Below are 25,587 nucleotides of genomic sequence, written 5' to 3' on the forward strand. Positions count from 1 at the left end.
CAGAAAAGGACAATGCCTTTGCAGAACGGGCGCATGACAATGAACCACTTTATTATTGGTATCTGGTTCGGCGACAACCTTGACGATCACTTCCGAGATAGGGTATTTACACTGAGTGGTAAACAGGTTCAATTAGTAACCGGAGATGGATGCAAAATCATGATCGATTCAGATGCTATTTTGCAGCCAATAGATTTTTTATTAAGATGATATCAAGGACATTGAGGCACACAATGACGCATCAGTAAGTCGTTGATAGCTCCTTTAATATAAGAATTTCTTTTATCAACGGAAGATAATGATGGAACTGATCAATAATCGTGGTATGCGAGACTGGATGATATTTATTAAAGTGGCGGAAGTAGGGAATCTTTCCCGGGCTGCACGGGAATTAGATATTAGCATTTCTGCTGTCAGTAAATCGCTTAGCCGCCTTGAGAATTCTATTGAGGTTACTTTACTTCGGCGCGATTCACATCACTTAGAACTGACTGGAGCTGGTCAGGCAGCCTATGCAAGCATGAAAAGGATAACATCTTCCTTTCAGTCCTTGCTGGATGAATTGCGAAATCCGGATAAAATTATCAGAGGGAGTATAAAATTTTCGGCTCCGGCTATTGTCTGTGAGTTTCTTGCCAATAAGTGGATATGGGAATTTACAGCTAGCTATCCGGATACAAAAATCTACCTGGATTCACGAGAGCGTAGCGATTTTTTTAGTAAATCCCTGGAGTTTGATGAGCTGGTTTTTAAAAGTGGCATAATCGAAAGTGAGGATCTCGTGTATCGAAAGATAAGCCCTTTAAAGTTGGTTCTTTGTGCGAGTCCGAAATATATTAGAAAATATGGCAGGATCTCACATCCTGGCGATTTGGAAAATCACATTATTGTGGGTCTTCACAACCATGGTCTTTCCGGACCTCTTACTCTTTTCCGTCAAGATGAATCATACACTATTAGTGGCGCTGTTAATGTTCATTTATCTTCCAATAATCTTTTGAGTGTTCTTAATTTGGTTTTAGAAGGAAAGGGTATCAACCTCATGACTCCGGCCTGGCTTGCCACCAAATACTTAAAAAATAATGAACTTGAAATTATACTTCCTGAATGGAGGGTTCCAGACCTCCCCATTTATCTTGTATGGCGTCATCGTCAGTATTATTCTCCTTTATTTCAACGCTTTCTGTCTTTTATTGAAGATAAATGGAATAATCGCCCACAAATTGATTTTCTGAATGATGATTAACCCGTTTGGAATGGTTTTGACACGTTCCTGACTTAAACCCACATGATGATGACTGAATTGAGGCATCGAGATATGCGACTGGTCAGCCAGTCGTCTTTTGACGATGCCCAATACAAAACATGATGCCGACTGACGGAAATGATAATACCCGGAAACAGGACGGGGCTGTTTTTGGGCAGCCGGAAGTTAAGCCCATACCAGAAACGTTGCAGTGTACTGAAAAATGGCGCCAGGTTGCACCTGTTCAACGATTTTCTGAAGGCGCAGGAGTATTCATTACTGATATCCTCCATTGCGCCTTCGGGAACCCACAGGACCAGCTATTTTACCGATAGCCTTTAAAAGGCGTAAGTAATGCCGAGCATGAAGTCATTGGAGGCAGCCTTTGTGTCTGCATCATAAGCGGTATGTTCATCACCAGCATAGTGATTTTTTGAAATGCTTACTTTGCCTGCATTAATGTATTTATAACTGGCGTCAATCATAATATTATCTGTTACAGCATATTTTGCACCGATACCTGCGCCCCAGGCAAAGTTATTTTTTGAAGCAGACAGAGTTTCATTAATACCAAAACCAACAGGAATGGTGTTATTACTTAGCTTCACATGAGCGAGGCCAACGCCTGCGCTGATATAGGGTGTAAATGCCGTACTATTGTGAAAATCATAATAGCCATTAACCATGTAAGTGGTCATTCGGACCTGATTTTTTACATTTATGTGTACTGGCTGACCAAATGCAATAATATCCTGCCCGCCTTTAGCATCCGTCTCACCTCTGAAAGTGGTATCCAGTTCTAAACGTACTGGAAGCTGGAATGGATCATAAAAGTCATAACCGATAGCAACCCCGCCGCCAAAAACGCCTTTGGTACGGTCAGGTAACGTTGCATGACCATTGACTATCTCATCCTGGCTGAAGGTTGAGTTGACTCCATAGACATTGACTACGGATGTCCCCGCTTTCCCGGTGATATAGATCCCTTCTTTTGCTGATGCAGTAGCGGACCAGGCTACCACAAGGGGAATGATGCAGACTGCGAAAAAGTTTTTCATTTCAGAACCTGCCTTAATATTGGGCTAAAAGACAAGTTTCACGGTATAGGGTGTGATATAACGATTACATAAACGAAGCCCAAAAAACGGTCTATTGTAACGCTGGGTTTTCTGTAAGCGGGTAAAAAATGAGATGAAAATTTTAAATAACAATACGATAATCGTCGGTATGGAAATCCATCTCCTCGCCAAATTGCCCCACGTACGGTTTCACTTCTACGTTATGTAACGGGTAGTGTTAGATAGAGCGATGCTGTAAGAAAAAGATGAAGATGAATTTGTACCTGTCCTGGATAAAGCCCGTTATCCAGAAATAACGGGCAAAAATATTTACTCAAGTGCCTGGGCGAGATCTTGTTGTACCTGTTGACGCTGTTCTGGTGTTAAGACTTTGCTTAAATCAAAATAATATTTAACCCGATAATAGCGAGCCTGTTGTTCTATGTTACTGAAGGCTGCAAGCTGCTGTTTTACGGCGGCGTCATCCCATTTACCGGATTTAATCACCTCTATCAGCGCACCGTCTTTAATCCCCTTCATAGAAATCTGACTGACGTCGCTTTCCAGTTGTTGGTGAAGTTTTTTGATCCGGGTAATCTGATCGTTTGTCAGCTTCAGATGCTGGACAATAGGATCCTGGGCGGGCAGAGGAGGATTGGGAACAGCGGTGGCGAAAGCGCCAAAAGAAACGCCCGCCAGAGTCGCTGCCAGTAAAGTTGTGCGTACAAAGTTTTTCATGAAGATATCCTGATAAGGGAGTGATTAACCGTTTTTATTACCCACGAATGGCGAGCAATTATCTTAGAGCCTATCCCAGTAGGCGTTATTGGCGCAGCCAGTTTGGACACGGACAGCGCGCAAAAACCGGAGCGTACACGTAGTACGTGAGGATTTTGAGCACTGCCCAGGTCCAAAATGGCAAGTAAAATAGCCCTAATGGGATAGGCTCTTAGTCAGAATACGTTGCCTGCCACATTACGCCACGCGAATTTGTTTTACGGAGAGTTACGGAGTGAAACAATCCCGCCGCGGTGAGCGGCAGGTTGCTTACAAGGTGAATGGATCGGCATCGCGCCAGGCTGGAAATTTTTCGCGATAGTCCTGCAAGGCGACGAGAGAAAGATCGGCATCAATACGTGTCGCCTGGTGTGGTTCGGCGGTGGCAATAATGTCGCCCTGGGGATTAATGATCCGGCTATCGCCGCGATAATGTAACCCATTGCCATCGGTGCCAACCCGGTTGCAGCCTGCGACATAAGCCTGATTTTCAATAGCGCGCGCCGTCAGTAATGTTTGCCAGTGTAGCGAGCGCGGCGCGGGCCAGTTCGCTACATACAGCGCCAGATCGTAATCATTGCGGTTGCGCGACCATATCGGAAAGCGCAGATCGTAACAGATCAACGGCAGGATGCGCCAACCGCGCCACTGCACGATGATGCGTTTATCGCCTGCGGCATAATGCTGATGTTCATCCGCCATACGAAACAGATGGCGCTTATCATAGAGATGAACTTTGCCTTCCGGTTCAACCAGTAAGAAGCGATTTACGGCGCCGCGCTCAGTTTGTAGCGCCGCGCTGCCGGCAATCAGAGCGTCAGTTTGTCGGGCTTTGGCCTGCATCCACGTAATCACGCTATCTTGCGAAAGTGAGTTATTAGCGGCCTCCATCGCGAAGCCGGTGGTAAACATTTCAGGCAGAACAATCACATCCCGGCCAGATACGAGCTCTAGCTGTCTGTCAAAATGACGCAGGTTTGCCGGGCCGTCCATCCAGACTAAAGGTTGTTGCAACAGAGTAATTTTCAAACCAGACACGATCGGAGCTCCTCATTGAACAGCGTCTTTACACTGTAGCATGAGCAATAATAAAAAAGCGGCAAGAAAAAGCCCCGCGAAAGCGGGGCAGGAAAGATGCGAGACTGATTATGCGGCTTCGACTTTACGCACTTTCTCCGGCAGCTTTACCGGTTTGGTCGCCAGCGCTTCAGGTTCAAAATCATCAACGTTGATACTGCGCAGGCGGCTCTCTTCCGCTTTCGCCAGGATGGCGGCTTCATCTTTATCTATAAGCCCTTTCGCCAGCGCATTGCGCGCCAGTTCATCCAGACGAGTAAACGGCAGATTTTTACCCAGTTCTTTGCAGATGCGCTGGTGGATAGGGTCGGCAGCGATGACATCACGCAGCGCTTCTTCCAGTAAACCGACCGGATTATGTTCGGCGGGTGTCAGATACTGGCCGCGCCCAATGCGTGAACGTGTGGCGTTCGGCACCTGCAGGATCTTCGCCACGGCGTGATCCAGCTTATCAGACGGCGCCAGATAATGACGGCCAGTCGGGAAGATCATCGCGGTGAGCAATCCGGCCACGACGCGGTTCGGGAAGTTCTGCAGCAGATCGTCCATCGCTTGTTCAGCACGATACAGCGCATCCTGTACGCCCCAGTGCACCAGCGGCAGGTCGGCTTCGTGGCGACCTTCGTCGTCGTAACGCTTCAGTACGGCTGAGGCCAGATAAAGCTGACTCAACACATCGCCCAGACGCGCGGAGATACGCTCGCGGCGTTTCAGGCTGCCGCCCAGTACCGCCATTGACACGTCAGACAGCAGCGCCAGGTTTGCGCTCAGTCGGTTCAGATGCTGGTAATAACGCTTCGTGGCGTCGCCGGTTGGCGTATGGCTCGTTAATCCGCGGGTCAGGCCAAGCCAGAAACTGCGGACGGTATTGCTGCCGACATGACCAATATGTTTAAACAACAGTTTATCAAAGGCATTCACATCATTATTCTGCGCTGCGGCCATCTCTTCCAGTACATAAGGATGGCAGCGAATGGCGCCCTGACCAAAGATCATCATGCTACGGGTCAGGATATTCGCGCCTTCCACGGTAATCGCGATAGGCGCGCCCTGGTAAGCACGCGCCAGGAAGTTGCTCTCGCCCAGCATAATGCCTTTACCCCCAGTGATATCCATCGCGTCGATAATGGACTGCTGGCCGCGGTGGGTGCAGTGGTACTTCACGATAGCCGACAGTACCGCCGGTTTTTCGCCCAGCATAATGCCGTAGGTGATTAACGATGCGGCGGCATCCATCACATAAGCGTTACCTGCAATACGCGCCAGCGGTTCTTCAATACCTTCCATCTTGCCGATAGAAATTTTGAACTGACGACGAATGTGAGCATAGGCGCCGGTTGCCAGCGCGACGGATTTCACCCCGCCAGTGGAGTTGGACGGCAGGGTAATACCGCGTCCTACCGACAAACATTCCACCAGCATACGCCAGCCCTGCCCGGCCATTTTGGGGCCGCCGATAATATAATCAATAGGCACGAAAATATCGTTACCGCGGGTTGGGCCATTCTGGAACGGAACGTTAAGCGGGAAGTGACGACGACCAATTTCCACACCCGGCGTTGAGGTGGGGATCAGGGCGCAGGTAATACCCAGCTCTTCTTCTCCGCCTAACAATCTATCCGGATCGGAAAGCTTAAACGCCAGGCCCAACACGGTAGCTATCGGCGCCAGCGTAATGTAACGCTTGTTCCAGGTCAGGCGCATACCCAGCACCTGCTGGCCCTGCCATTCGCCCATGCAAACCACGCCGGTATCCGGAATGGCGCCTGCATCAGAACCTGCTTCCGGGCTGGTCAGCGCAAAGCAGGGGATCTCCTGGCCGCGCGCCAGTCGCGGCAGATAGTGATTCTTCTGCTCTTCCGTACCATAGTGCTGCAACAACTCGCCAGGGCCGAGTGAGTTTGGAACGCCGACGGTGATAGCCAGAATTCCGGAGACGCCGGACAGTTTTTGCAGTACACGGGACTGCGCATAAGCGGAGAACTCCAGCCCGCCATACTCTTTTTTAATGATCATCGCAAAAAAACGATGCTCTTTCAGGTAAGCCCACAGTTCCGGCGGCAGATCCGCCAGTTCATGGGTAATCTGGAAATCGTTCGCCATCCGGCACGCTTCTTCTACCGGACCGTCGAGAAACGCTTGCTCTTCGGCAGTGAGTTGCGGTTGCGGATAGTTGTGCAGTTTTTTCCAGTCTGGCTTGCCCTGGAACAGATCGCCTTCCCACCAGGTTGTACCGGCATCAATCGCTTCTTTCTCGGTGCGCGACATCGGCGGCATGACCTTACGGAAGCCGCGGAACACCGGTGCGGAAATCATTGATTTTCGCATCGGTGTGAGGTTAAACGGCACGAGGATAATGGCCAGAGGAACCAACAGCCAGATGGACCACAGGCCAGCGACGCCAAGTGCGGCGGTCCAGGCGAGCAGAATCAGGCTGCTGAGAAATAAACTTACGCGGTGATAGAACAATGCGCCGAGCAGAACAACCGTAGCGATAATACTCAAAATCATCATAACGAAAAGCTCCCTTGCTTGTAGGAGGTCTGACCACTTGTGATGATTAGGTTGTAGTGGATGTAAAATTTTTTAGCAATGTGTTTACAAAATAATTACAACAAAGCTCACATTGTTGCCGTTTTTGGTGGCACGAAAAATCAAAAGCGTGAGGCGTTAATTCGGCTTATGCTTCTCGCCTGTACTGCTATCCGGTACACTGCATACTGTCATTTACATTCATGCTGAAGGATATCCTCATGTACCAGGATCTTATTCGTAACGAACTGAACGAAGCGGCGGAAACGCTGGCTAATTTTTTAAAAGATGACGCCAATATTCACGCCATTCAGCGCGCGGCGGTCCTGTTGGCTGACAGTTTTAAAGCGGGTGGTAAGGTACTTTCCTGTGGTAACGGCGGCTCCCATTGCGATGCGATGCACTTTGCTGAAGAGCTGACAGGTCGTTATCGTGAAAATCGTCCGGGCTACCCGGCAATTGCGATTTCTGATGTTAGCCATATATCCTGCGTCAGTAATGATTTTGGCTATGACTATATTTTCTCTCGTTACGTTGAGGCGGTAGGGCGCGAAGGCGATGTCCTGTTAGGGATCTCGACGTCGGGTAACTCTGGTAACGTGATTAAAGCGATTGCCGCGGCCCGTGAAAAAGGCATGAAAGTGATTACGTTGACCGGCAAAGACGGCGGCAAAATGGCGGGAACGGCGGATATTGAAATTCGCGTACCGCACTTCGGTTATGCCGATCGTATTCAGGAAATTCATATCAAAGTAATTCATATTTTGATTCAGTTGATCGAAAAAGAGATGGTTAAATAAGCCGATAATATTTGCCGGTCTTATCGGGCCTGGAACGTGTAGGCCCGATAAGCGAAGCGCTATCGGGCATTGTGCCGGATGGCGACGCAAGCGTCTTATCCGGCCTACGAGCTGTGCTTTGCTGGTCTTATCAGGCAATTAACCGTTTTAAGGTAGGTGATGTATGTGCGAACTGCTTGGGATGAGCGCCAATGTGCCGACGGATATCTGCTTTAGCTTCACCGGACTGGTGCAGCGTGGCGGCGGAACCGGGCCGCATAAAGACGGCTGGGGAATTACCTTTTACGAAGGAAAGGGCTGTCGCACGTTTAAAGATCCGCAACCGAGCTACCATTCGCCGATTGCGAAACTGGTACAGAATTACCCGATCAAGTCCTGCTCGGTTATCGCCCATATCCGTCAGGCTAATCGCGGTGAAGTGGCGCTGGAAAATACACACCCTTTTACCCGGGAATTATGGGGACGCAACTGGACTTATGCTCATAACGGTCAGCTCAACGGTTATAAGTCGCTGGAAACCGGTAATTTTCGTCCGGTGGGGGAAACCGACAGCGAAAAAGCGTTTTGCTGGCTATTGCATAAATTAACGCAGCGTTATCCCCGCACGCCGGGCAACATGACGGCGGTATTTAAATATATTGCGACACTGGCGACGGTATTACGTGAAAAAGGCGTTTTTAACATGCTGCTGTCAGATGGGCGATATGTGATGGCGTTTTGCTCAACCCATTTGCACTGGATCACTCGCCGGGCGCCGTTTGGCGTAGCCACGCTGGTGGATCAGGATATGGAAATTGATTTCAGTTCACAGACCACGCCAAATGACGTGGTTACCGTGATTGCTACCCAGCCGCTAACGGGGAATGAAACCTGGCAAAAGATTATGCCAGGCGAATGGGCGTTATTTTGCCTCGGAGAGCGTATAATTTGAGGCCAGCTGTGGCTGAACGACTTCGTGACTCAACGGTTTGCTCACGACGTAACGTCCATCAACGATAGAAACAGTTGGCGGCTTATGCGTCTGTTCAAAATAATCGTAGCCGGGTTTTAGCTGCGCCCAGAAATCTTTGTAATATGAATATTTATGACGCTGCATATTGGCGTCGGTCATCCGGAACGGATAAATACTCACCTGCACGCTCGGCTGACCAAAGACCAGCGCGGCGGTGACAAACTGGAAAATCTCATCAATGCCGCTGTCGGTCATGGCATAGCAGCCGACGGAAACACAGGCGCCGTGAATCATCAGATATTTACCATCATAGCCATGCGCGCGATCGTAGGCATTGGGAAAACCAATGTTGATGGCCTTATAAAAACGGCTGTCTGGCTTGAGTTGATTGCGCTGAACGCTGTAAAACCCTTCCGGACTTTTAAAATCGCCCTGACGGCGTTTCGGGCCTAACCCGCCGGAATAGTTGCAAATTTTGTAGCTATCAAGCAACTGGTATTGCTCACCCATTTTGACGTAGAGATCAAGGGTGCGCTCTTCTTTAAAAATCTGAATATAGACCGGTGAGCCCATTAACTGCTGCTTATACTCTTTACTGACCGGCGTGACGGGGCTGCTGCTGCTCAGCAAACCGGCAAATGAGACGCACGGCATCAGAAGCATCGCAAGAAAAAATGCGATTTTACGCATACTGCTTGTTCCTTGATAAAACGGTTACACACGCCAGAACGGCAAAAGAGTCCCCAAATCGGAGTAATCTGGATTTGGAGCGCTCACATTAGCACCACGGCAGTTTTTCGCAAGTCCCCGTGTGTACGTTTACAATTTTCCCGCCGCTTTCGTCGTCATACCTTCGAATATGTCGCATTTTTAACGCGAATGTCTCTTTGCGCGCAATAAAACATACTGTACACTTAAACAGTATTGTGGGGGCGAGCGATGCGCAAAATCATACATGTTGATATGGACTGTTTTTTTGCCGCGGTAGAGATGCGTGATAATCCGGCGTTACGCGATATCCCCATTGCCATTGGCGGGAGTCGTGAGCGAAGAGGCGTTATCAGTACCGCCAACTATCCTGCGCGCCAGTTTGGCGTACGTAGCGCGATGCCGACCGCCATGGCGCTAAAGCTGTGCCCCCATCTCACCTTACTGCCTGGCCGCTTTGACGCCTATAAAGAGGCTTCGCGGCATGTACGTGACATCTTTTCCCGCTACACTTCACTGATTGAACCGCTCTCGCTGGATGAAGCCTGGCTGGATGTGACTGACAGCCCGCACTGTTATGGTTCGGCGACGCTGATCGCCAGGGAGATTCGTCAGACTATTTTCAATGAACTGCAACTCACCGCCTCCGCCGGCGTTGCGCCAGTGAAATTTCTGGCGAAGATCGCCTCCGATCTCAATAAACCGAACGGACAATATGTTATTACGCCAGCCGATGTACCCGACTTTCTTAAAACGTTGCCGTTAGCCAAAATTCCAGGCGTGGGGAAAGTTTCCGCCGCCAAACTGGAAAATATGGGGTTAAGAACCTGCGGGGATATTCAACAGTGCGATCTGGCGATGCTTCTCAAACGCTTTGGTAAATTTGGCCGGGTATTATGGGAGCGTAGTCAGGGTATTGACGAGCGTGATGTTAACAGCGAAAGGCTGCGTAAATCGGTAGGCGTTGAGCGTACTCTGGCGGAGGATATTCATGAGTGGTCGGACTGCGAGGCCATTATTGAACATTTATATCCGGAACTGGAGCGTCGTCTGGCTATAGTAAAGCCCGATTTACTGATTGCCCGACAGGGCGTTAAATTAAAATTTAATGATTTTCAGCAAACCACTCAGGAACATGTCTGGCCGCAATTAAATAAAGAAGACTTAATTACCACCGCCCGTAAAACCTGGGACGAGCGTCGCGGCGAGCGCGGCGTACGGCTGGTGGGGCTACATGTAACGCTGCTCGACCCTCAATTGGAACGACAGTTGGTGTTAGGGTTATAAGTCAGGCTATTAAGATTTTATCACTATTACGATTGCGCCATCTAAATTTCAGTATTACTATACCCGCGTTTTCTCATTCTCAATAACTGCAAAGGAGGTTCATCATGACACTTTATTCTCTGAACGCACTTTGCAGACCTTTCCAGGATTAATTTTCTTTTATTGCCCTGGATTAGTCTGCCATTTCCTGATTTTTTAATTCATATATGGAATGGTATATGGGCAATTATATTCGTCCTTTATCAGATGTGGTATTTTCTATCGCATCGGATAACCTGTGGATCGAAGATTCCGCGATCCAACAATTATATACGACGGCTAAGTTAACCGGTATGAAACGCGTTATCGGGATGCCAGATCTGCATCCGGGGCGCGGCTACCCTATTGGCGCAGCCTTTTTCTCACGTGGACGTTTTTATCCGGCGCTGGTCGGCAACGATATCGGCTGCGGCATGGCGTTATGGCAAACGGATATTTTAGGGCGTAAATATAACGCCGATAAACTGGAGAAGCGGCTGGCGTCGCTGCCTGACGTGGCGGACGCGCAGTGGCTGGAGGAGAATGTCCCCGCCGCAATGCAGCATCATTCGTGGCGCTCTGCGCTGGGTTCCATTGGCGGCGGCAATCATTTTGCCGAGCTGCAACAGGTCGATCGCATCGTCGATGCTGATTCGTTCGCTTTGTCGGGGTTGCAAAAAGCGCAGTTATTACTGCTGGTACACAGTGGTTCACGCGGTCTGGGGCAAGCTATCCTGCGTCGTCATGTGGAGGCGTTTTCGCATAACGGTTTGCCGGAAGATAGCGACGATGCGCGCCGCTACCTTGCAGAACATGACGATGCGCTGGCATTTGCCCGCAGTAATCGCGCGCTGATTGCCCGCCGGATACTGCAACAGCTCAGGGCTGAGGGCGAACCGCGGCTGGATGTGGCGCATAACTTCGTTGAACCCTGTACTGTCGCGGGTGAGGCGGGGTGGCTGCACCGTAAAGGCGCTACGCCAGATGGGCAGGGACTGGTGATTATCCCCGGCTCGCGCGGCGATTATAGCTGGCTGGTGAAACCCGTCGTCAGCGAGGAGAGCCTCTTCTCCCTGGCGCACGGCGCGGGGCGCAAATGGATGCGTACCGAGTGTAAAGACCGGTTATCGGCAAAATTTACCCCGCGACAGCTCTGCCGTACCGGGATGGGTAGCCGGGTGATTTGCCGCGATCGCCAGCTCATTTATGAAGAAGCGCCGCAGGCGTATAAATCCATCGATAGCGTTGTGGATTGTCTGGCAGACGCCGGACTGATTACGCCAGTTGCCTGCCTGCGTCCGGTGCTGACGCTGAAAACCTCAGGGGAGAAAAGCGCATGATCTTACTGCAACTTTCTTCTGCGCAGGGACCGGACGAGTGTTGTCTGGCGGTAAAAAAAGCGCTGGATTGTCTGACGAAAGAAGCTGCCAGAGAAAAGGTATCGTTGACGCGACTTGAAACAGAGCCGGGACGATTACCAGACACGCTACGTTCCGCGCTGGTCTCGCTGGACGGCGAAAAAGCTATGGCTTTCAGTGAACGTTGGTGCGGCACGTTACTGTGGATTTGTACCAGCCCGTATCGCCCGCACCATGGGCGAAAAAACTGGTACGTCGGCATTGGGCGCTTTTCCGCCGACGAGCACATACAGTCTGATGAGATTCGTTTCGAGACTCTGCGCTCTTCCGGCCCGGGTGGGCAGCACGTTAATAAAACCGACTCGGCAGTGCGGGCCACGCACCTGGCGAGCGGGATTAGCGTGAAGGTTCAGTCGGAGCGCAGTCAACATGCGAATAAGCGTCTGGCCCGGCTGCTGATTGCCTGGCGGCTGGAACAGCAACGGCAAAATGAGTGTGCGGCGTTGAAGTCTGAAAGGCGTCTGTTCCATCATCAGATTGAGCGCGGCAATCCGCTGCGGATATTTAAAGGAATGGCGTTTACGCCACAATAATTCGGTGTTACCGGCGCTGTTATAGGGCTGTCCGGCTATTCGCGTGTAGCCGCAGCGCTATTTCAGCGCATTCAGGAGAGCTTATCTGGCAATGGATACCCGATATTCCATATTGATAGCCCGTCCAGAAATGGGACGGGCATTTTAGCGCTTTCTTACTTCGCAGGAATCGCTTTCAGCAATTCGGTCAGCAGAGTCCAGTAGTGGCCGACGCTTTCGATATGCACCTGCTCATCCGGAGAGTGAGGTCCGGTAATGGTAGGCCCAATAGAAACCATGTCCATATCCGGATAGGGTTTCTTAAACAGACCGCATTCCAGGCCGGCGTGGATAATTTGGATGTTCGGTGTCTTGTTGAACAGACGCTGATAGGTTTCCCGCACCAGGTGCATGACCGGCGAGTTCGCATCGGGCTGCCAGCCAGGATAGCTGCCTTTTGCTTCGGTTTTCGCGCCAGCCAGCTTGCCCAGCGAATCCAGCATACTCACCACATAATCTTTACCGCTGTCGATAAGAGAGCGAATCAGGCAGTGAATTTCGACATTCGCATCAGACATTGTGACCACGCCAACGTTCAGCGATGTTTCCACTACGCCTTTCGCCACGTCTGAATTGCGGATCACGCCGTTCGGCGTTGCGTTCAGCAGGCGCACAAAGGTATCGCGTGACGGCGCGGTCAATGCGGCTTTATCATTGGCAACATCATTAAGTAGCAGCGTCAGGTTTTTCTCTTTTTCCGCCAGTTCGTTTTTCAGAATATCATGGTAAGCGTTCACTAATGTTTTCAGAGCGCCTACGTTGTCTGCGGCAACGGCGAGGGTAGCGAACGCTTCGCGCGGAATCGCGTTACGCAGCGTACCGCCGTTGAAATCGATCAGACGCAGATCCAGCTCTTCTGCGTGCCCGGCCAGGAAACGCGCCAGCAATTTGTTGGCATTGCCAAGGCCGAGGTGAATTTCACCACCGGAGTGGCCGCCTTTCAGGCCTTTCAGGGTTAGCTTAAAGCATGCAAATCCTGCGGGTACAGCTTCACGGGTCAACGGCAGATTAGAGGTAAAATCGATGCCGCCTGCGCACCCCATATAGATCTCACCTTCTTCTTCAGAGTCGGTGTTGATCAGGATGTCGGCCTGCAACCAGCCGGACTGAAGGCCGAACGCGCCATCCATGCCGGCTTCTTCGGTCATGGTCAGCAGCACTTCCAGCGGGCCGTGGACGACATTATCGTCAGCCAGTACCGCTAACGCAGAAGCCATTCCAATACCATTGTCGGCGCCGAGCGTAGTACCGCGCGCTTTAACCCATTCGCCATCAATATAAGGCTGGATAGGATCTGTAGTGAAGTCGTGAACGGTGTCGCTATTTTTTTGCGGCACCATATCCAGATGCGCCTGTAAAACGACCGGCTTGCGATTTTCCATACCTGCAGTGGCGGGCTTACGGATCAGAATATTACCGACCTGGTCGCGATCCACGTAAAGGCCTTTCTCTTTGGCCCAACTCACAATATGTTCCGCGAGTTGCTCTTCGTGATAGGACGGGTGAGGAATAGAACAGATTTTGGCAAAAATATCCCACAAAGGTTGTGGTGATAACTGAGACAGTTCAGACACGATAAGTCTCCTTGGCGGTGGTCTGAAAAACGTTCTTACAGGCCACAGGGTTAGCGGAATTGATAACTCTTACGAGATGCGACTGAGAATACCACTTTCTCCGCCTGCGGGTAGTATAAAGCATACAAAAAGAGGCGTGGATTCCGCTAAACACTGGTTTTTAGCGCGTCAGGTCTCTATAATCTCGCGCAACTATTTCCCCCTCGAACACTTTTTAAGCCGTAGATAAACAGGCTGGGACACTTCACATGAGCGAAAAATACGTCGTCACCTGGGACATGTTGCAGATTCACGCACGCAAACTGGCGAGCCGCCTCATGCCTTCAGAACAATGGAAAGGCATTATTGCCGTAAGTCGTGGCGGCCTTGTACCGGGCGCACTACTGGCGCGTGAATTGGGCATTCGTCATGTCGATACCGTATGCATCTCCAGCTACGATCACGATAACCAGCGCGAACTGAAAGTGCTGAAACGTGCAGAAGGCGACGGCGAAGGCTTTATCGTCATCGACGATCTGGTCGATACCGGCGGCACCGCCGTCGCGATTCGCGAAATGTACCCTAAAGCGCATTTCGTCACGATTTTCGCTAAACCGGCGGGCCGTCCGCTGGTTGATGATTATGTTATTGATATTCCTCAGAACACCTGGATTGAGCAGCCCTGGGATATGGGTGTGGTATTTGTACCGCCGATTTCAGGTCGTTAATCAGCAGTTTTTCAGAGCGCCCGGCAATGCCGGGCGCTGTTTTATTGGTTACAATAAGCCTCTATGAGTATCCAAGGAGGCTGCACGAATGACACAGGCTAACCTCAGCGAAACCCTGTTCAAACCCCGCTTTAAACATACTGAAACGTCTACCCTTGTCCGTCGGTTCAATCGTGGGTCGCAGCCGCCCATGCAATCCGCGCTGGACGGTAAGAACGTCCCGCACTGGTATCGCATGATAAACCGCCTGATGTGGATTTGGCGCGGCGTTGATCCACGAGAAATCCTTGATGTGCAGGCGCGCATTGTGATGAGCGACGCAGAGCGAACGGATGATGATTTATACGATACGGTCATCGGTTACCGCGGCGGCAACTGGATTTATGAGTGGGCAAAGCAGGCGATGGACTGGCAGCAGAAAGCCTGTCAGGAACAGGACGCCATGCGCAGCGGACGCTACTGGCTTCATGCCTCAACGCTCTATAACATTGCCGCCTACCCGCATTTGAAGGGCGATGAGCTGGCGGAGCAGGCGCAGGCGCTGGCGAATCGCGCCTATGAAGAGGCCGCGCAGCGGTTGCCAGGCTCGTTACGTGAAATGGAATTTGCCGTTCCTGGCGGTTCGCCTGTCACCGCGTTTTTACATATGCCGAAAGGGGATGGTCCGTTTCCGACGGTGCTCATGTGCGGCGGCCTGGACGCCATGCAAACCGACTATTACACCCTGTATGAACGCTATTTCGCGCCGCGCGGTATTGCGATGTTAACGCTTGATATGCCTTCGGTTGGGTTTTCATCAAAGTGGAAATTAACCCAGGATTCCAGCTTGCTCCACCAGCATGTGTTAAAAGCGCTTCCTAATGTCCCCTGGGTGGATCATACCCGTGTTGCGGCGTTTGGTTTCCGTTTTGGCGCCAACGTTGCGGTGCGTCTGGCCTATCTGGAAGCGCCGCGTTTGAAAGCGGTGGCTTGCCTGGGGCCGGTGGTCCATGCGCTACTTAGCGATCCGCAACGACAGAGCACTGTGCCGGAGATGTATCTGGATGTGCTGGCCAGCCGTCTGGGTATGCATGATGCTTCGGATGAGGCGCTGCGTGTGGAGCTCAATCGCTATTCGTTGAAAGTACAGGGGCTACTGGGCAGACGTTGTCCTACGCCAATGCTTTCCGGCTTCTGGAAAAACGATCCCTTCAGCCCGGAAGAAGAGTCTCGCTTAATTACAACATCATCTTCAGACGGTAAGCTGATAGAGATCCCTTTTAACCCGGTGTACCGCAATTTTGACCACGCGCTGCAAGAAATTACCGACTGGATTAATCATAGATTGTGTTAATAGATTGATAAATTCTATTGATTTGGTAAAACAGTTGCTTCATTAAAGGAGATCGCAATGACGTTACCGAGTGGACACCCGAAAAGTAGATTGATCAAGAAATTTACCGCGCTTGGCCCCTATATCCGGGAAGGGCAGTGCGAAGACAATCGTTTTTTTTTCGATTGCCTGGCAGTTTGCGTCAACGTGAAGCCCGCGCCAGAGAAGCGTGAATTTTGGGGCTGGTGGATGGAGCTGGAAGCACAAGAGAAACGCTTCACTTATCGTTATCAGTTTGGTTTGTTTGATAAAGAGGGCAACTGGACCGCAGTGCCGATTAACGAAACCGAAGTGGTGGAGCGACTGGAATACACGCTACGCGAGTTTCATGAAAAGCTACGCGACCTGCTGATTTCTATGGAGCTGGCGCTGGAGCCGTCTGACGATTTCAACGACGAGCCGGTAAAACTGTCGGCATAACCCTGCTGTCATGCCTGATGGCGTAGCGCCATCAGGCACAATGCGACTTATCAGAACTGGTAGGTCAACCCTATTGCCACAATATCATCGTCATTAATGCCTAACGTGTTATCGCTATCAAGCTGATTGATTTTGTAATCTACAAACGCGGACATATTTTTGTTGAAGTAATAGGTTGCGCCAACGTCAATGTAATTCACCAAATCCTCACTGCCGACGCCCTCAATATCTTTGCCTTTTGACAGCACATAGCCTAATGACGGACGCAGACCAAAATCAAACTGATACTGGATAACCGCTTCGAAATTTTGGGTTTTATTGGCAAATCCGCCGGAAACTGGCGTCATGTTGCGGGTTTCTGAATAGAAAGTCGCAATATAAATATCATTAGCATCATACTTTACACCCGTAGCCCATGCTTCGGCTTTATCGCCCGTACCGCGGCGCTGCAGATTTTGCTCCCTGGTGCGATCGGAGAGAGTATAAGCGCCGCTGACGGCAAAATCGCTGCCGCCGAAATCATAGCTTACTGAGGTCCCGAAGCCGTCGCCGTTTTGCTTTTTCACATCGCGATCTTCATTTTTCCCCTGATACTGTAAGGTAAGATCCAGTCCATCAACGATGCCGAAGAAATCGGTATTGCGGTAAGTCGCCAGCCCGCTGGCGCGTTTAGTCATAAAATTATCGGTCTGGGCGGAAGAGTCGCCGCCGAATTCGGGAAACATATCCGTCCAGGCCTCAACATCGTACAGCGCGCCCAGGTTACGTCCATAGTCAAAAGAACCGATATCTTTTAATTTCAGGCCAGCAAAGGCCAGGCGGGTTTTTTGCTGGGACGAATCACTTTCGGCTTTATTACCGGCAAACTCAGCTTCCCAGCGCCCGTAGCCGGTCAATTGATCGTTAATTTGCGTTTCGCCTTTAAAACCAAAACGAACGTAGCTTTGATCGCCATCTTTGCTGTCATAATCGCTCATATAGTGCATGGCTTTAACTTTTCCATACACATCAAGCTTATTACCGTTTTTATTGTAAACCTCGGCGGCGTGAACAGATGCTGATGCGATGATACTCACCACTATTGCCAGAGTGCTCTTATTCATTTCCATTCCTGTTTTAATTACGCGCTATGATTTGTCGGGAAACCCGGTAAAAAACAGGAAGGTTTTTAACGTTCGGTAATGAAAGATTTATGACAAAGTGAGAATTTTTTTAAAAAAATATGTTTAATTGTTGCAGTAATAAAATTGTCAAATTCTGCCGCTACGCTTGCTGATCCTGCGCAACAAAATTTCACGCTACGCGTACAGGTTGTTGGCAACCGGAGCCAGTCCTGCTAAAACGTTCATTTGGTCTTTATTTCTTATTTTGAACGGCAGAGAATCATGAGTGACAGCCAGACGCTGGTCGTAAAACTCGGCACCAGCGTGCTAACAGGCGGATCGCGCCGCCTGAACCGTGCCCATATCGTAGAACTTGTCCGCCAGTGCGCGCAGCTACACGCCGCGGGACATCGTATTGTTATTGTTACCTCTGGCGCGATTGCCGCCGGACGTGAACATCTCGGCTACCCGGAACTGCCGGCAACGATCGCCTCTAAACAGCTTCTGGCGGCGGTAGGGCAAAGCCGCCTGATTCAACTGTGGGAGCAGTTGTTTTCAATTTACGGTATCCATATCGGGCAGATGCTGTTGACGCGTGCGGATATGGAAGACAGAGAGCGCTTTCTGAACGCCCGCGATACGCTACGTGCATTACTGGATAACCATATTGTGCCGGTTATCAATGAAAATGATGCCGTTGCGACAGCGGAAATTAAAGTGGGCGACAACGATAACCTCTCCGCGCTGGCGGCGATCCTGGCAGGCGCGGATAAACTGCTGCTGCTGACCGATCAGCAAGGATTATTTACCGCCGATCCGCGTAGCAATCCGCAGGCGGAGCTTATCAAAGATGTGTATGGCGTTGACGATGCGCTGCGCTCTATCGCGGGAGACAGCGTTTCCGGGCTGGGAACCGGTGGTATGAGCACTAAGCTTCAGGCGGCAGACGTGGCCTGTCGCGCGGGTATTGATACGATTATTGCCTCAGGCAGTAAACCGGGCGTGATCGGCGATGTGATGGAGGGGATTTCCGTCGGCACCCGTTTTCATGCGCAAGCCTCGCCGCTGGAGAACCGCAAACGTTGGATCTTCGGGGCGCCGCCGGCAGGCGAAATTACGGTTGATGAAGGCGCAACCGCGGCAATGCTGGAACGTGGCAGTTCACTTCTGCCAAAAGGCATCAAAAGCGTGACGGGCAATTTCTCGCGGGGGGAGGTCATCAGAATTTGTAACCTGCAAGGGCGTGATATCGCTCATGGCGTCAGCCGTTATAACAGTGATGCTCTGCGGCGGATAGCCGGTCACCACTCTCAACAAATCGATGCGATTCTGGGCTATGAATATGGCCCGGTCGCTGTTCATCGTGATGACATGATTACTCGATAAGGAACAGGCATATGCTGGAACAAATGGGCATTGCTGCTAAAGCGGCGTCGTATAAGCTGGCGCTGCTCTCCAGCTGCGAAAAAAATCGCGTGCTGGAAAAAATAGCCGATGAACTGGAAGCGCAAATGGAAAGTATCCTCAGCGCGAACGTACAAGATGTTGAGCAGGCGCGAGCCAACGGCCTGAGCGAAGCGATGCTGGACCGCCTGGCGCTGACCCCTGCGCGTCTGAAAGCGATTGCTGACGATGTGCGCCAGGTCTGTAATCTCGCCGACCCGGTCGGGCAGGTGATCGACGGCGGTCTGCTGGACAGCGGGCTACGTCTGGAGCGCCGCCGCGTGCCGTTGGGCGTGGTTGGCGTTATCTATGAGGCGCGTCCGAACGTTACCGTTGATGTGGCTTCTTTGTGCCTGAAAACCGGTAATGCGGTGATTCTACGCGGTGGGAAAGAGACGCATCGCACGAATGCCGCAACCGTTCGTGTCATTCAGAAGGCACTGAAAGCTTGCGGTTTACCGGAGGCAGCGGTTCAGGCGATTGATAATCCGGATCGTTCGCTGGTCAATGAAATGCTGCGTATGGATAAGTACATCGATATGCTGATCCCGCGCGGTGGCGCAGGCTTGCATAAACTGTGTCGTGAGCAATCCACCATTCCGGTGATTACCGGCGGGATTGGCGTGTGCCATATTTTTGTCGATAGCAGCGCAGACATCGCCCCGGCGCTGAAGATTATCGTCAACGCCAAAACCCAGCGCCCGAGCACCTGTAACACGGTGGAAACCTTGCTGGTGCATCAGGACATCGCAGAACGCTTTTTGCCTGCGCTGAGCAAGCAGATGGCGGAGAGCGGCGTAACGTTGCATGGGGATGAAACCGTCATGCAGGCACTGCATGGCCCTGCCAAACTGGTGCCGCTGAAACCGGAAGAGCTGGATAACGAGTTTCTGTCTCTGGATCTGAACGTTGTGGTGGTCGAAAATATGGATGGCGCTATCGCCCACATTCGCGAACATGGCACTCAGCACTCCGATGCGATTTTGACGTGTGATATGCATAATGCTGCGCGTTTTGTGAACGAAGTGGATTCCGCTGCGGTTTATGTCAACGCCTCTACCCGTTTTACCGACGGCGGGCAGTTTGGGCTTGGCGCAGAAGTGGCGGTCAGCACGCAGAAATTACATGCTCGCGGTCCGATGGGGCTTGAAGCGCTTACCACCTATAAGTGGATCGGCTTTGGCGATGGTACGATTCGTGCGTAATTAATGTCGAGCGGTGCAAAAATAGCCGGTTGAGTAGCAAGGCTATTGACGCACCGCCCGGTTAGTTTTAACCTTCTATCCCGTGATTCACCCGCGTGAACACACCCTTCTCAGGGCCGATATAGCTCAGTTGGTAGAGCAGCGCATTCGTAATGCGAAGGTCGTAGGTTCGACTCCTATTATCGGCACCATTCCAACGTCCCCCAATGTGCGTATCTATCTATAATTACTGTGATTTATAACGGCTTTATCGTCTATGTTTGTCCGTACCATTCGGTACCACGTGTGTACGAACTGACGCCAGGCAGATTCGGAAGACTTGTATGCTTCTTACGCGCATTTTTGTATTGAGGTTCTCCGGCTGGCAACTGCTCTGGTTCAGGTATTTTATCAGATGCCCGGCACGACAGGGCGCCGTTGTAGGCCAGTATGTCAGCCAAAGTACGCGCCAGTTGAACTCCAGATCGGGTTCCATATCCGGCGTATTTTGCTGTCTAACCTGACTCGCGCCGGATTAACAGTATCACGTCGCTTTCGCCAGTACCGATAACGGCTACGGCGTATTTTCAGCTATATTCCTTCCGGTTCTACTGCTCCGATTTTCTTCCTGCCTGTCACGAATATGTGCTTAGCCTGTTTTTTCATCAGAAAGTGGAATGATTTCAGAAAATCTGGTCTCACCAGTATCTCTCTATTAAATTTATAAATCGTATTGATTGATTTTATTTGCTTTAAACATTGTGTAAGAAATGCTTACGATTTTACTCAAATGATGCACGGTTATTTAATTTAAATTCCTTCGCAAGATGAAATAGGGTGGTCACGTATATAAAATAAATTTTGATATGTCTGAATGTTATTTGTATTTCAAACAAACTTTTTGAACTTTCTGCTTTTTACTAATCTGGTAAGCGGAAGGAACGGGAGGCGTATATGGATATTTTGAAAATTTTTACCCTGTTTGTGATGATGACTACGGGAATTTCGGTGTCACAGGCGGCCACTTCTGTTGTGCGAAATGATTCATTGTCTGTACATGGTTTTGATTTTACAAACGAGAACACGCTAAAAGCTGCTAAAGATATATATGGTGCGTGTTACAGACTGGAGGAACCTCTTTTTATTGATTTAAGTGCTGAAGGTCATGGTGTCGCCGGAAAATTAAGCTGGGTTTCGAAAGTAAGATTCACGCTTGCCCAAAGTAAGGTTATTTCTCCACAAAGACTCAGAGCAAAGAACACCATTGATGGTGTTACCTGGATTGACGATGGGTTATATTCTTTTGGAAACCGGAAAACATGGAGTACGTTATTACCAAGCAATTCTACTGACCCTCACACTCTGACATTTCAGGATGGTTGGGAAGTTTCAACAAAAGGGGTAAATAATAATACCGTTTACACTCGTGTTAATATCCCAACCAGGAATTTACAGACTCTTGAGTTCATTTTCACATCTCAGGCAAATGACAATGATGTACATATAATGTTTGAGCGTCAACCGGGCACCAACTATATGAAGAATACCGGTATCTGGCGTCCGAATAACGGCGATGTGGTGCCTGAGCTTGACGCGGATCCGGCAAACAAAATAGGGGTAGGAGATCTTCTTACATCATCTGCGCCTTATGCGGGTTTTAATTTGGTAAGAACGGAAAGTATTAGATTCCATGGTCGTCAGTATAACGCTTCACCTTCAGTTATAACGATGGGTGCGTATGAAGTGGATTTCACGGTCGAACCCGATACTGCAAAGTATGGTTTTACAGCAGAACAATTTGATGCCGCTTGTAAATGATACAAAAAGTAATTTACATCGTTTTTTGTTTAATGATATGGAGTTGGGGTGTTCAGGCAGCAGAAACAGTAAACAATAAATATGACTGTTTTGAACTTGCTGGACGAGATGCAAATATTGACCCGATGTTACTTAGAGCTGTGGCATGGCAGGAGTCGGGGCTCAATTACAGAATAACTGGCAGTAATGCTCTTGCTGGTTTCGGTGAAGGCTATGGTTATGGTTTGATGCAAATAGATAGCCAGCACCTGCTCTTTTTAAAAAAGTACGGTATAACAAAAGAAAATTTAATTAGTGATATATGTCTGAACATTTATGTTGGTGCATATATTATGGCGGTAGCATTCAATAAATTCGGTGAAAACTGGAAAGCTGTAGGTGCATACAATGCCGGATTTAAAGAAAATAGTAAGCAACAAGAAAGGAGAACCCTGTATGCAAGGAAAGTGCATGCAACATACCAGTATTTGAAAAAACTTAAGTAGTTTCAACGATTCTTTATTAATACTTTAAAATTGCAGCGTAAATACGGAGTGACTGTATGTTTATCGAAATGAACTCGATCCTGGAAAATTATAAGGGATATTTTCTTAAAAAGGCAGATAAGTATAAAGAGATCAAACAACAGCGTGGTATGACTCTACTGGAAATTATCATTGTACTGGGTATTATTGGTACTATTGCTGCCGGGGTTGTAATCCTTGCTCAGCGGGCATTTGATAGTCGGGCTATTTCTGATTTAGTGAGTAATACTAATACTGTACGTATTGCAGTTAAGGATGCTTACCAGCGGGAAGGGAATTACCCGGCTGCTAATACTGCACAGGTCATTGGTTATGATGCGGACAGCATTAAGGATAGTACAGCCAGTACGACAATCATTGCCAGACTGGTTCAACTGGGAAAAATCTCAGTAGATGAAGCCCGCAATGGTATTTCAAATGATTATCTTAATATTGGTGGCGCTATAACCAGTGCTGGTGCGACGACAGATAAAGGTTTTGTTATTGAAATTAATGGCCTTGATCAGAGTCAGTGCCGTAGCGTTATTTCTCAGGTCGGTAATAACTGGGATTATGTTGCCACAGTGACTGCACCAGCAGGAAGCTATACCGTAAATGGTAGTAATTTCGATATGACAACAGCAGCGGTAGCTGCTCCAACTTCCGCCCAGGCGGTTCTGCGTTCACTTGATACTGCAACAGGTAGTCAGACTATCACAGCTGCAATGACGGCGGCGGTGTGCTCTAATGACAGCAGTAATGGTGTAATTCTGGGAAGCCGTTAATCATCCGGGGAGTTTCATTCAAAAAATGAAACTCCCATGCGAGATAACATAATTAATATCTATCATATTTTGTCAGGGTGTTTAACTTGAAACATATATCAAATCGTGGATCAATCCTGATTGAGGTTATTATAGCTATTGCTATCATTGGTATGGTTATGCTAGCTGCAGCTGAATATGCCAGAAAAGAAATAGATAAAGTACACCGACAAAATATATCTGACATAATTGTTAAGGAAATTTCCTCTTTTCTGGCGTTTATAAATCACTATGAGCTTGAAGTATATAAAGCAGATGGAACAACAGAAAAGAGGATAAATCCACTTTATGATATTCCATCTCCAGGTACATCAGACTCACGGCCTGATTATTATAAAAATCGACTTCTGACAAAAATGGAGGATGATTTAAGTAACAATTTATCAAATTTTATCAACTGGGGAAGTTATAAAGCAGGAGGGACGAGCGCTGAGAGGAATTTTTTTCTTGACAGTGCTTGTGGTGGTACAGGTGCTGATTCAATTCCTGTAAACAAAACATCTGGGATGAAATTTGTTAATCAATTTCTAAGTTGTGAACGGAAATGGGAAAATAGTGAGTTTGACATTGAACGTGTAGATTTAATTGGCGACCAACGCACCGGTAGTATTGATCGAGTTGATTTTTTTCTTTCTTTCAATGAAATAACAGAAAATAACGGTTTTGAGCTTTTTAATTATGTAACGAGTCTTGAGAGAGCCTTTGACAAGGCTGGCTATTTTGTTGCAGGCGCATACTTAATCAGCAGGAATAAAGGTGGGGCAGCGCAAAACTGGGAGCTTGTAAAGAATGGCACAGGTACACCACCTCCAAGAGTGGATGTGATGAAACCAGACGGTTATGATTTTCTTGGCAGACTTCCCCGTAATCTTCAATATGGCATCAGATTGAGTATGAAGGCGGACGGAATGAACCTGAAAGCAGATGGTTCGGTGAATGCAGAAAAATTATGCTGGGATCCTGTCAGCGATGCTCCGGTGATTTGTATTGCATCAAATAAATACAGTACTCATGATGATCCCATGCTTAGTGCTACTATTTCTCCGGGACAGGATCCAGCATCACTTTCTGTTAAGGACCTTATTTTTAATAATGGCGTAGGAACTAAACCTGATGGAACGACGTATAATAAATACAGTACTGTTCCTGTGATTGATTACGTAAGTTTTACTGGTGAAAACAAGGCAAATATTAAAGTATCGGATAATTACTCTGCAAATGTTAACGATGAAGAAGGATTCATTAGACGTGATATACAAATATGTCCTTTAAATCCTGAAGGCGATGAAAGCAATCCCGGTAAGCCAAAGCGGTTGTACCCGAGAATGGCTGTGGCGTTATCATCATTTGTTGGGGAGTCTCTTGATAATAACAGTAAAACAATGTTGGATTCCGATCTTAGCAAGCTTAAATCTAATCGTAATAAGTTATCTTTGCTAAAAGGGCAGGAAATTGATCAGATAAAGGGTATTGTTATTCAGGTTAACCAGTCGACAATAAATAAGCCATCAGGTGAATGGTTAATTTCAGCAAGTACAGGGCTTAAAAATGATGGGACGGGTGCTTACAACATTATTAACCCAAAATCATTATCTTTGCTTGTGACAACCTGGTGCAGTACGGAAGAACAGGACTCATTGCCATAAAAGAGATCTGTATATCGTTATTTTTCATCTGAGAATGAAACGTTTTGAAACCAGTATAAGGATAAATAAAGTGAATCTTATGTACAAGAAAATCACTGCCCCCGTTGTGGCGTTACTTTCATTTATTACCATTACTGGTGCACTGGCATCACGAGATATGGAAATGAAACCGTTGGCGACTACACCAATGACAGAGTCTGTCGCAGGTAATGACTACAGACCGAACAGCCCGTTTAGTGTTGACCGTCAAAAGAAATCTGACAGCAATACTGATGCTATAAGTATGACGTCTGAAAGCAAATCTCTGTTACTCAGAAAAGATGGCCTTTTGAGTAAAGAACTGGAGTTATGGGTAAATAAGAATGGATATACTCTCCTGTGGAACAGTAACCGGGATTATATTATCTACAATACCATTACACTTCACGCTGACAGTTTTGATAATGTCCTGAATGAACTCGGTAAATTGTTTGATTCCGAGAACTACGGACTGGTGATTAAACAGTACGAAGTGAATAAAGTTATAATTATTGATGCGCAATAAGTGA

The 25,587-nt window shown here is 48.7% G+C and carries 24 protein-coding genes, 1 tRNA gene and 1 pseudogene; 18 read left to right on the forward strand and 8 right to left on the reverse strand.

Going from position 1 to position 25,587, the window contains the following annotated elements; translation table 11 throughout:
- The first annotated feature begins 298 nt into the window (after nt 1-298).
- Together ACLD3P_RS02805 and ACLD3P_RS02810 are read left to right on the forward strand one after the other, a co-directional pair.
- Entirely contained in the window at nt 299-1,246 is a 948-nt protein-coding gene (locus ACLD3P_RS02805; protein WP_411006308.1) for a LysR family transcriptional regulator, read from the forward strand.
- Between the two features lie 119 nt (nt 1,247-1,365).
- Nucleotides 1,366-1,581: a hypothetical protein gene (locus tag ACLD3P_RS02810; RefSeq protein WP_001575654.1), complete on the forward strand. Its 216-nt coding sequence runs from the start codon at nt 1,366-1,368 to the stop codon at nt 1,579-1,581.
- Between the two features lie 3 nt (nt 1,582-1,584).
- Here ACLD3P_RS02810 and pagN read toward each other — a convergent pair whose 3' ends face one another.
- From pagN to fadE, 4 genes are all read right to left on the reverse strand, one after another.
- Nucleotides 1,585-2,304, reverse strand: a complete 720-nt coding sequence (gene pagN, locus ACLD3P_RS02815; RefSeq protein ID WP_411006309.1) for an adhesin/invasin protein PagN — start codon at nt 2,302-2,304, stop codon at nt 1,585-1,587.
- A 330-nt stretch (nt 2,305-2,634) separates the two neighbouring features.
- Nucleotides 2,635-3,042, reverse strand: coding sequence for a Spy/CpxP family protein refolding chaperone (locus ACLD3P_RS02820; RefSeq protein WP_001642720.1), 408 nt, complete (start codon nt 3,040-3,042; stop codon nt 2,635-2,637).
- A gap of 309 nt (nt 3,043-3,351) precedes the next feature.
- On the reverse strand, nt 3,352-4,119 hold the full coding sequence (locus ACLD3P_RS02825) for an amidohydrolase (protein ID WP_000015789.1): 768 nt from the start codon (nt 4,117-4,119) through the stop codon (nt 3,352-3,354).
- Between the two features lie 108 nt (nt 4,120-4,227).
- Nucleotides 4,228-6,672 (reverse strand): acyl-CoA dehydrogenase FadE, encoded by a 2,445-nt coding sequence (fadE, locus tag ACLD3P_RS02830; RefSeq protein WP_000973041.1) that lies wholly within the window; start codon nt 6,670-6,672, stop codon nt 4,228-4,230.
- A 239-nt stretch (nt 6,673-6,911) separates the two neighbouring features.
- On the opposite strand from fadE, the gene lpcA reads away from it, so the two are divergent.
- Together lpcA and ACLD3P_RS02840 are read left to right on the forward strand one after the other, a co-directional pair.
- On the forward strand, nt 6,912-7,490 hold the full coding sequence (gene lpcA / locus ACLD3P_RS02835; protein WP_000284051.1) for a D-sedoheptulose 7-phosphate isomerase: 579 nt from the start codon (nt 6,912-6,914) through the stop codon (nt 7,488-7,490).
- Between the two features lie 163 nt (nt 7,491-7,653).
- Complete coding sequence (locus ACLD3P_RS02840; protein WP_000333387.1) at nt 7,654-8,421, forward strand: class II glutamine amidotransferase; 768 nt, start codon at nt 7,654-7,656, stop codon at nt 8,419-8,421.
- On the opposite strand, the gene dpaA is transcribed toward ACLD3P_RS02840, so the two are convergent.
- Entirely contained in the window at nt 8,392-9,132 is a 741-nt protein-coding gene (gene dpaA, locus ACLD3P_RS02845) for a peptidoglycan meso-diaminopimelic acid protein amidase (protein ID WP_001225658.1), read from the reverse strand. The two genes, ACLD3P_RS02840 and dpaA, sit on opposite strands and share 30 nt — an antisense overlap.
- 249 nt (nt 9,133-9,381) lie before the next feature.
- Between dpaA and dinB the strand changes: the two genes are divergently transcribed.
- The 3 genes from dinB (at nt 9,382) to prfH (ending at nt 12,406) form a co-directional block, all read left to right on the forward strand.
- On the forward strand, nt 9,382-10,437 hold the full coding sequence (dinB, locus tag ACLD3P_RS02850; RefSeq protein ID WP_001226198.1) for a DNA polymerase IV: 1,056 nt from the start codon (nt 9,382-9,384) through the stop codon (nt 10,435-10,437).
- Between the two features lie 218 nt (nt 10,438-10,655).
- Nucleotides 10,656-11,795 (forward strand): RNA ligase RtcB family protein, encoded by a 1,140-nt coding sequence (locus ACLD3P_RS02855; RefSeq protein ID WP_000528888.1) that lies wholly within the window; start codon nt 10,656-10,658, stop codon nt 11,793-11,795.
- Entirely contained in the window at nt 11,792-12,406 is a 615-nt protein-coding gene (gene prfH / locus ACLD3P_RS02860) for a peptide chain release factor H (protein WP_000602086.1), read from the forward strand. Before ACLD3P_RS02855 ends, prfH begins: the two co-directional genes overlap by 4 nt.
- Before the next feature lie 155 nt (nt 12,407-12,561).
- On the opposite strand, the gene pepD is transcribed toward prfH, so the two are convergent.
- A complete protein-coding gene (pepD, locus tag ACLD3P_RS02865; protein ID WP_001292972.1) occupies nt 12,562-14,019 on the reverse strand; it encodes a cytosol nonspecific dipeptidase in 1,458 nt (485 codons plus the stop codon).
- 248 nt (nt 14,020-14,267) lie between these two features.
- Between pepD and gpt the strand changes: the two genes are divergently transcribed.
- The 3 genes from gpt to crl all read left to right on the forward strand — a co-directional run bounded on the left by gpt (nt 14,268) and on the right by crl (nt 16,518).
- On the forward strand, nt 14,268-14,726 hold the full coding sequence (gpt, locus tag ACLD3P_RS02870; protein ID WP_001292018.1) for a xanthine phosphoribosyltransferase: 459 nt from the start codon (nt 14,268-14,270) through the stop codon (nt 14,724-14,726).
- Between the two features lie 88 nt (nt 14,727-14,814).
- A complete protein-coding gene (gene frsA, locus ACLD3P_RS02875; RefSeq protein ID WP_000189586.1) occupies nt 14,815-16,059 on the forward strand; it encodes an esterase FrsA in 1,245 nt (414 codons plus the stop codon).
- Nucleotides 16,060-16,116: 57 nt separating this feature from the next.
- Nucleotides 16,117-16,518 (forward strand): sigma factor-binding protein Crl, encoded by a 402-nt coding sequence (gene crl / locus ACLD3P_RS02880; protein WP_000174693.1) that lies wholly within the window; start codon nt 16,117-16,119, stop codon nt 16,516-16,518.
- Nucleotides 16,519-16,568: 50 nt separating this feature from the next.
- On the opposite strand, the gene phoE is transcribed toward crl, so the two are convergent.
- Nucleotides 16,569-17,621 carry a phosphoporin PhoE gene (phoE, locus tag ACLD3P_RS02885; protein ID WP_001043667.1) on the reverse strand — a complete coding sequence of 351 codons (1,053 nt, stop codon included), beginning with the start codon at nt 17,619-17,621 and terminating at the stop codon, nt 16,569-16,571.
- 282 nt (nt 17,622-17,903) lie between these two features.
- On the opposite strand from phoE, the gene proB reads away from it, so the two are divergent.
- From proB to ACLD3P_RS02900, 3 genes are all read left to right on the forward strand, one after another.
- On the forward strand, nt 17,904-19,007 hold the full coding sequence (gene proB / locus ACLD3P_RS02890; RefSeq protein ID WP_001285275.1) for a glutamate 5-kinase: 1,104 nt from the start codon (nt 17,904-17,906) through the stop codon (nt 19,005-19,007).
- An 11-nt stretch (nt 19,008-19,018) separates the two neighbouring features.
- Nucleotides 19,019-20,269, forward strand: a complete 1,251-nt coding sequence (proA, locus tag ACLD3P_RS02895) for a glutamate-5-semialdehyde dehydrogenase (protein ID WP_000893217.1) — start codon at nt 19,019-19,021, stop codon at nt 20,267-20,269.
- A gap of 115 nt (nt 20,270-20,384) precedes the next feature.
- A tRNA-Thr gene (locus ACLD3P_RS02900) sits at nt 20,385-20,460 on the forward strand.
- 114 nt (nt 20,461-20,574) lie between these two features.
- Here ACLD3P_RS02900 and ACLD3P_RS02905 read toward each other — a convergent pair.
- Nucleotides 20,575-20,839 (reverse strand): annotated as a pseudogene (locus ACLD3P_RS02905) (IS3 family transposase); the annotation flags it as partial.
- A 363-nt stretch (nt 20,840-21,202) separates the two neighbouring features.
- Here ACLD3P_RS02905 and ACLD3P_RS02910 point away from each other — a divergent pair.
- The 5 genes from ACLD3P_RS02910 (at nt 21,203) to ACLD3P_RS02930 (ending at nt 25,583) form a co-directional block, all read left to right on the forward strand.
- The gene (locus ACLD3P_RS02910) at nt 21,203-22,066 is read left to right on the forward strand and encodes a hypothetical protein (RefSeq protein ID WP_079981737.1); all 864 of its coding nucleotides are present in this window, start codon (nt 21,203-21,205) and stop codon (nt 22,064-22,066) included.
- Between the two features lie 32 nt (nt 22,067-22,098).
- Nucleotides 22,099-22,551 carry a transglycosylase SLT domain-containing protein gene (locus tag ACLD3P_RS02915; RefSeq protein ID WP_392483367.1) on the forward strand — a complete coding sequence of 151 codons (453 nt, stop codon included), beginning with the start codon at nt 22,099-22,101 and terminating at the stop codon, nt 22,549-22,551.
- A 56-nt stretch (nt 22,552-22,607) separates the two neighbouring features.
- Nucleotides 22,608-23,354 carry a type IV pilus major pilin gene (locus ACLD3P_RS02920; protein ID WP_079772127.1) on the forward strand — a complete coding sequence of 249 codons (747 nt, stop codon included), beginning with the start codon at nt 22,608-22,610 and terminating at the stop codon, nt 23,352-23,354.
- A gap of 86 nt (nt 23,355-23,440) precedes the next feature.
- On the forward strand, nt 23,441-25,039 hold the full coding sequence (locus tag ACLD3P_RS02925; protein ID WP_131046271.1) for a hypothetical protein: 1,599 nt from the start codon (nt 23,441-23,443) through the stop codon (nt 25,037-25,039).
- Nucleotides 25,040-25,118: 79 nt separating this feature from the next.
- Entirely contained in the window at nt 25,119-25,583 is a 465-nt protein-coding gene (locus tag ACLD3P_RS02930; RefSeq protein WP_000277015.1) for a TcpQ domain-containing protein, read from the forward strand.
- The last annotated feature ends 4 nt before the right edge of the window (nt 25,584-25,587 follow it).

It is taken from the genome of Salmonella sp. 741265073_HBA (genome assembly GCF_046569105.1).
Taxonomy (GTDB): domain Bacteria; phylum Pseudomonadota; class Gammaproteobacteria; order Enterobacterales; family Enterobacteriaceae; genus Salmonella; species Salmonella enterica.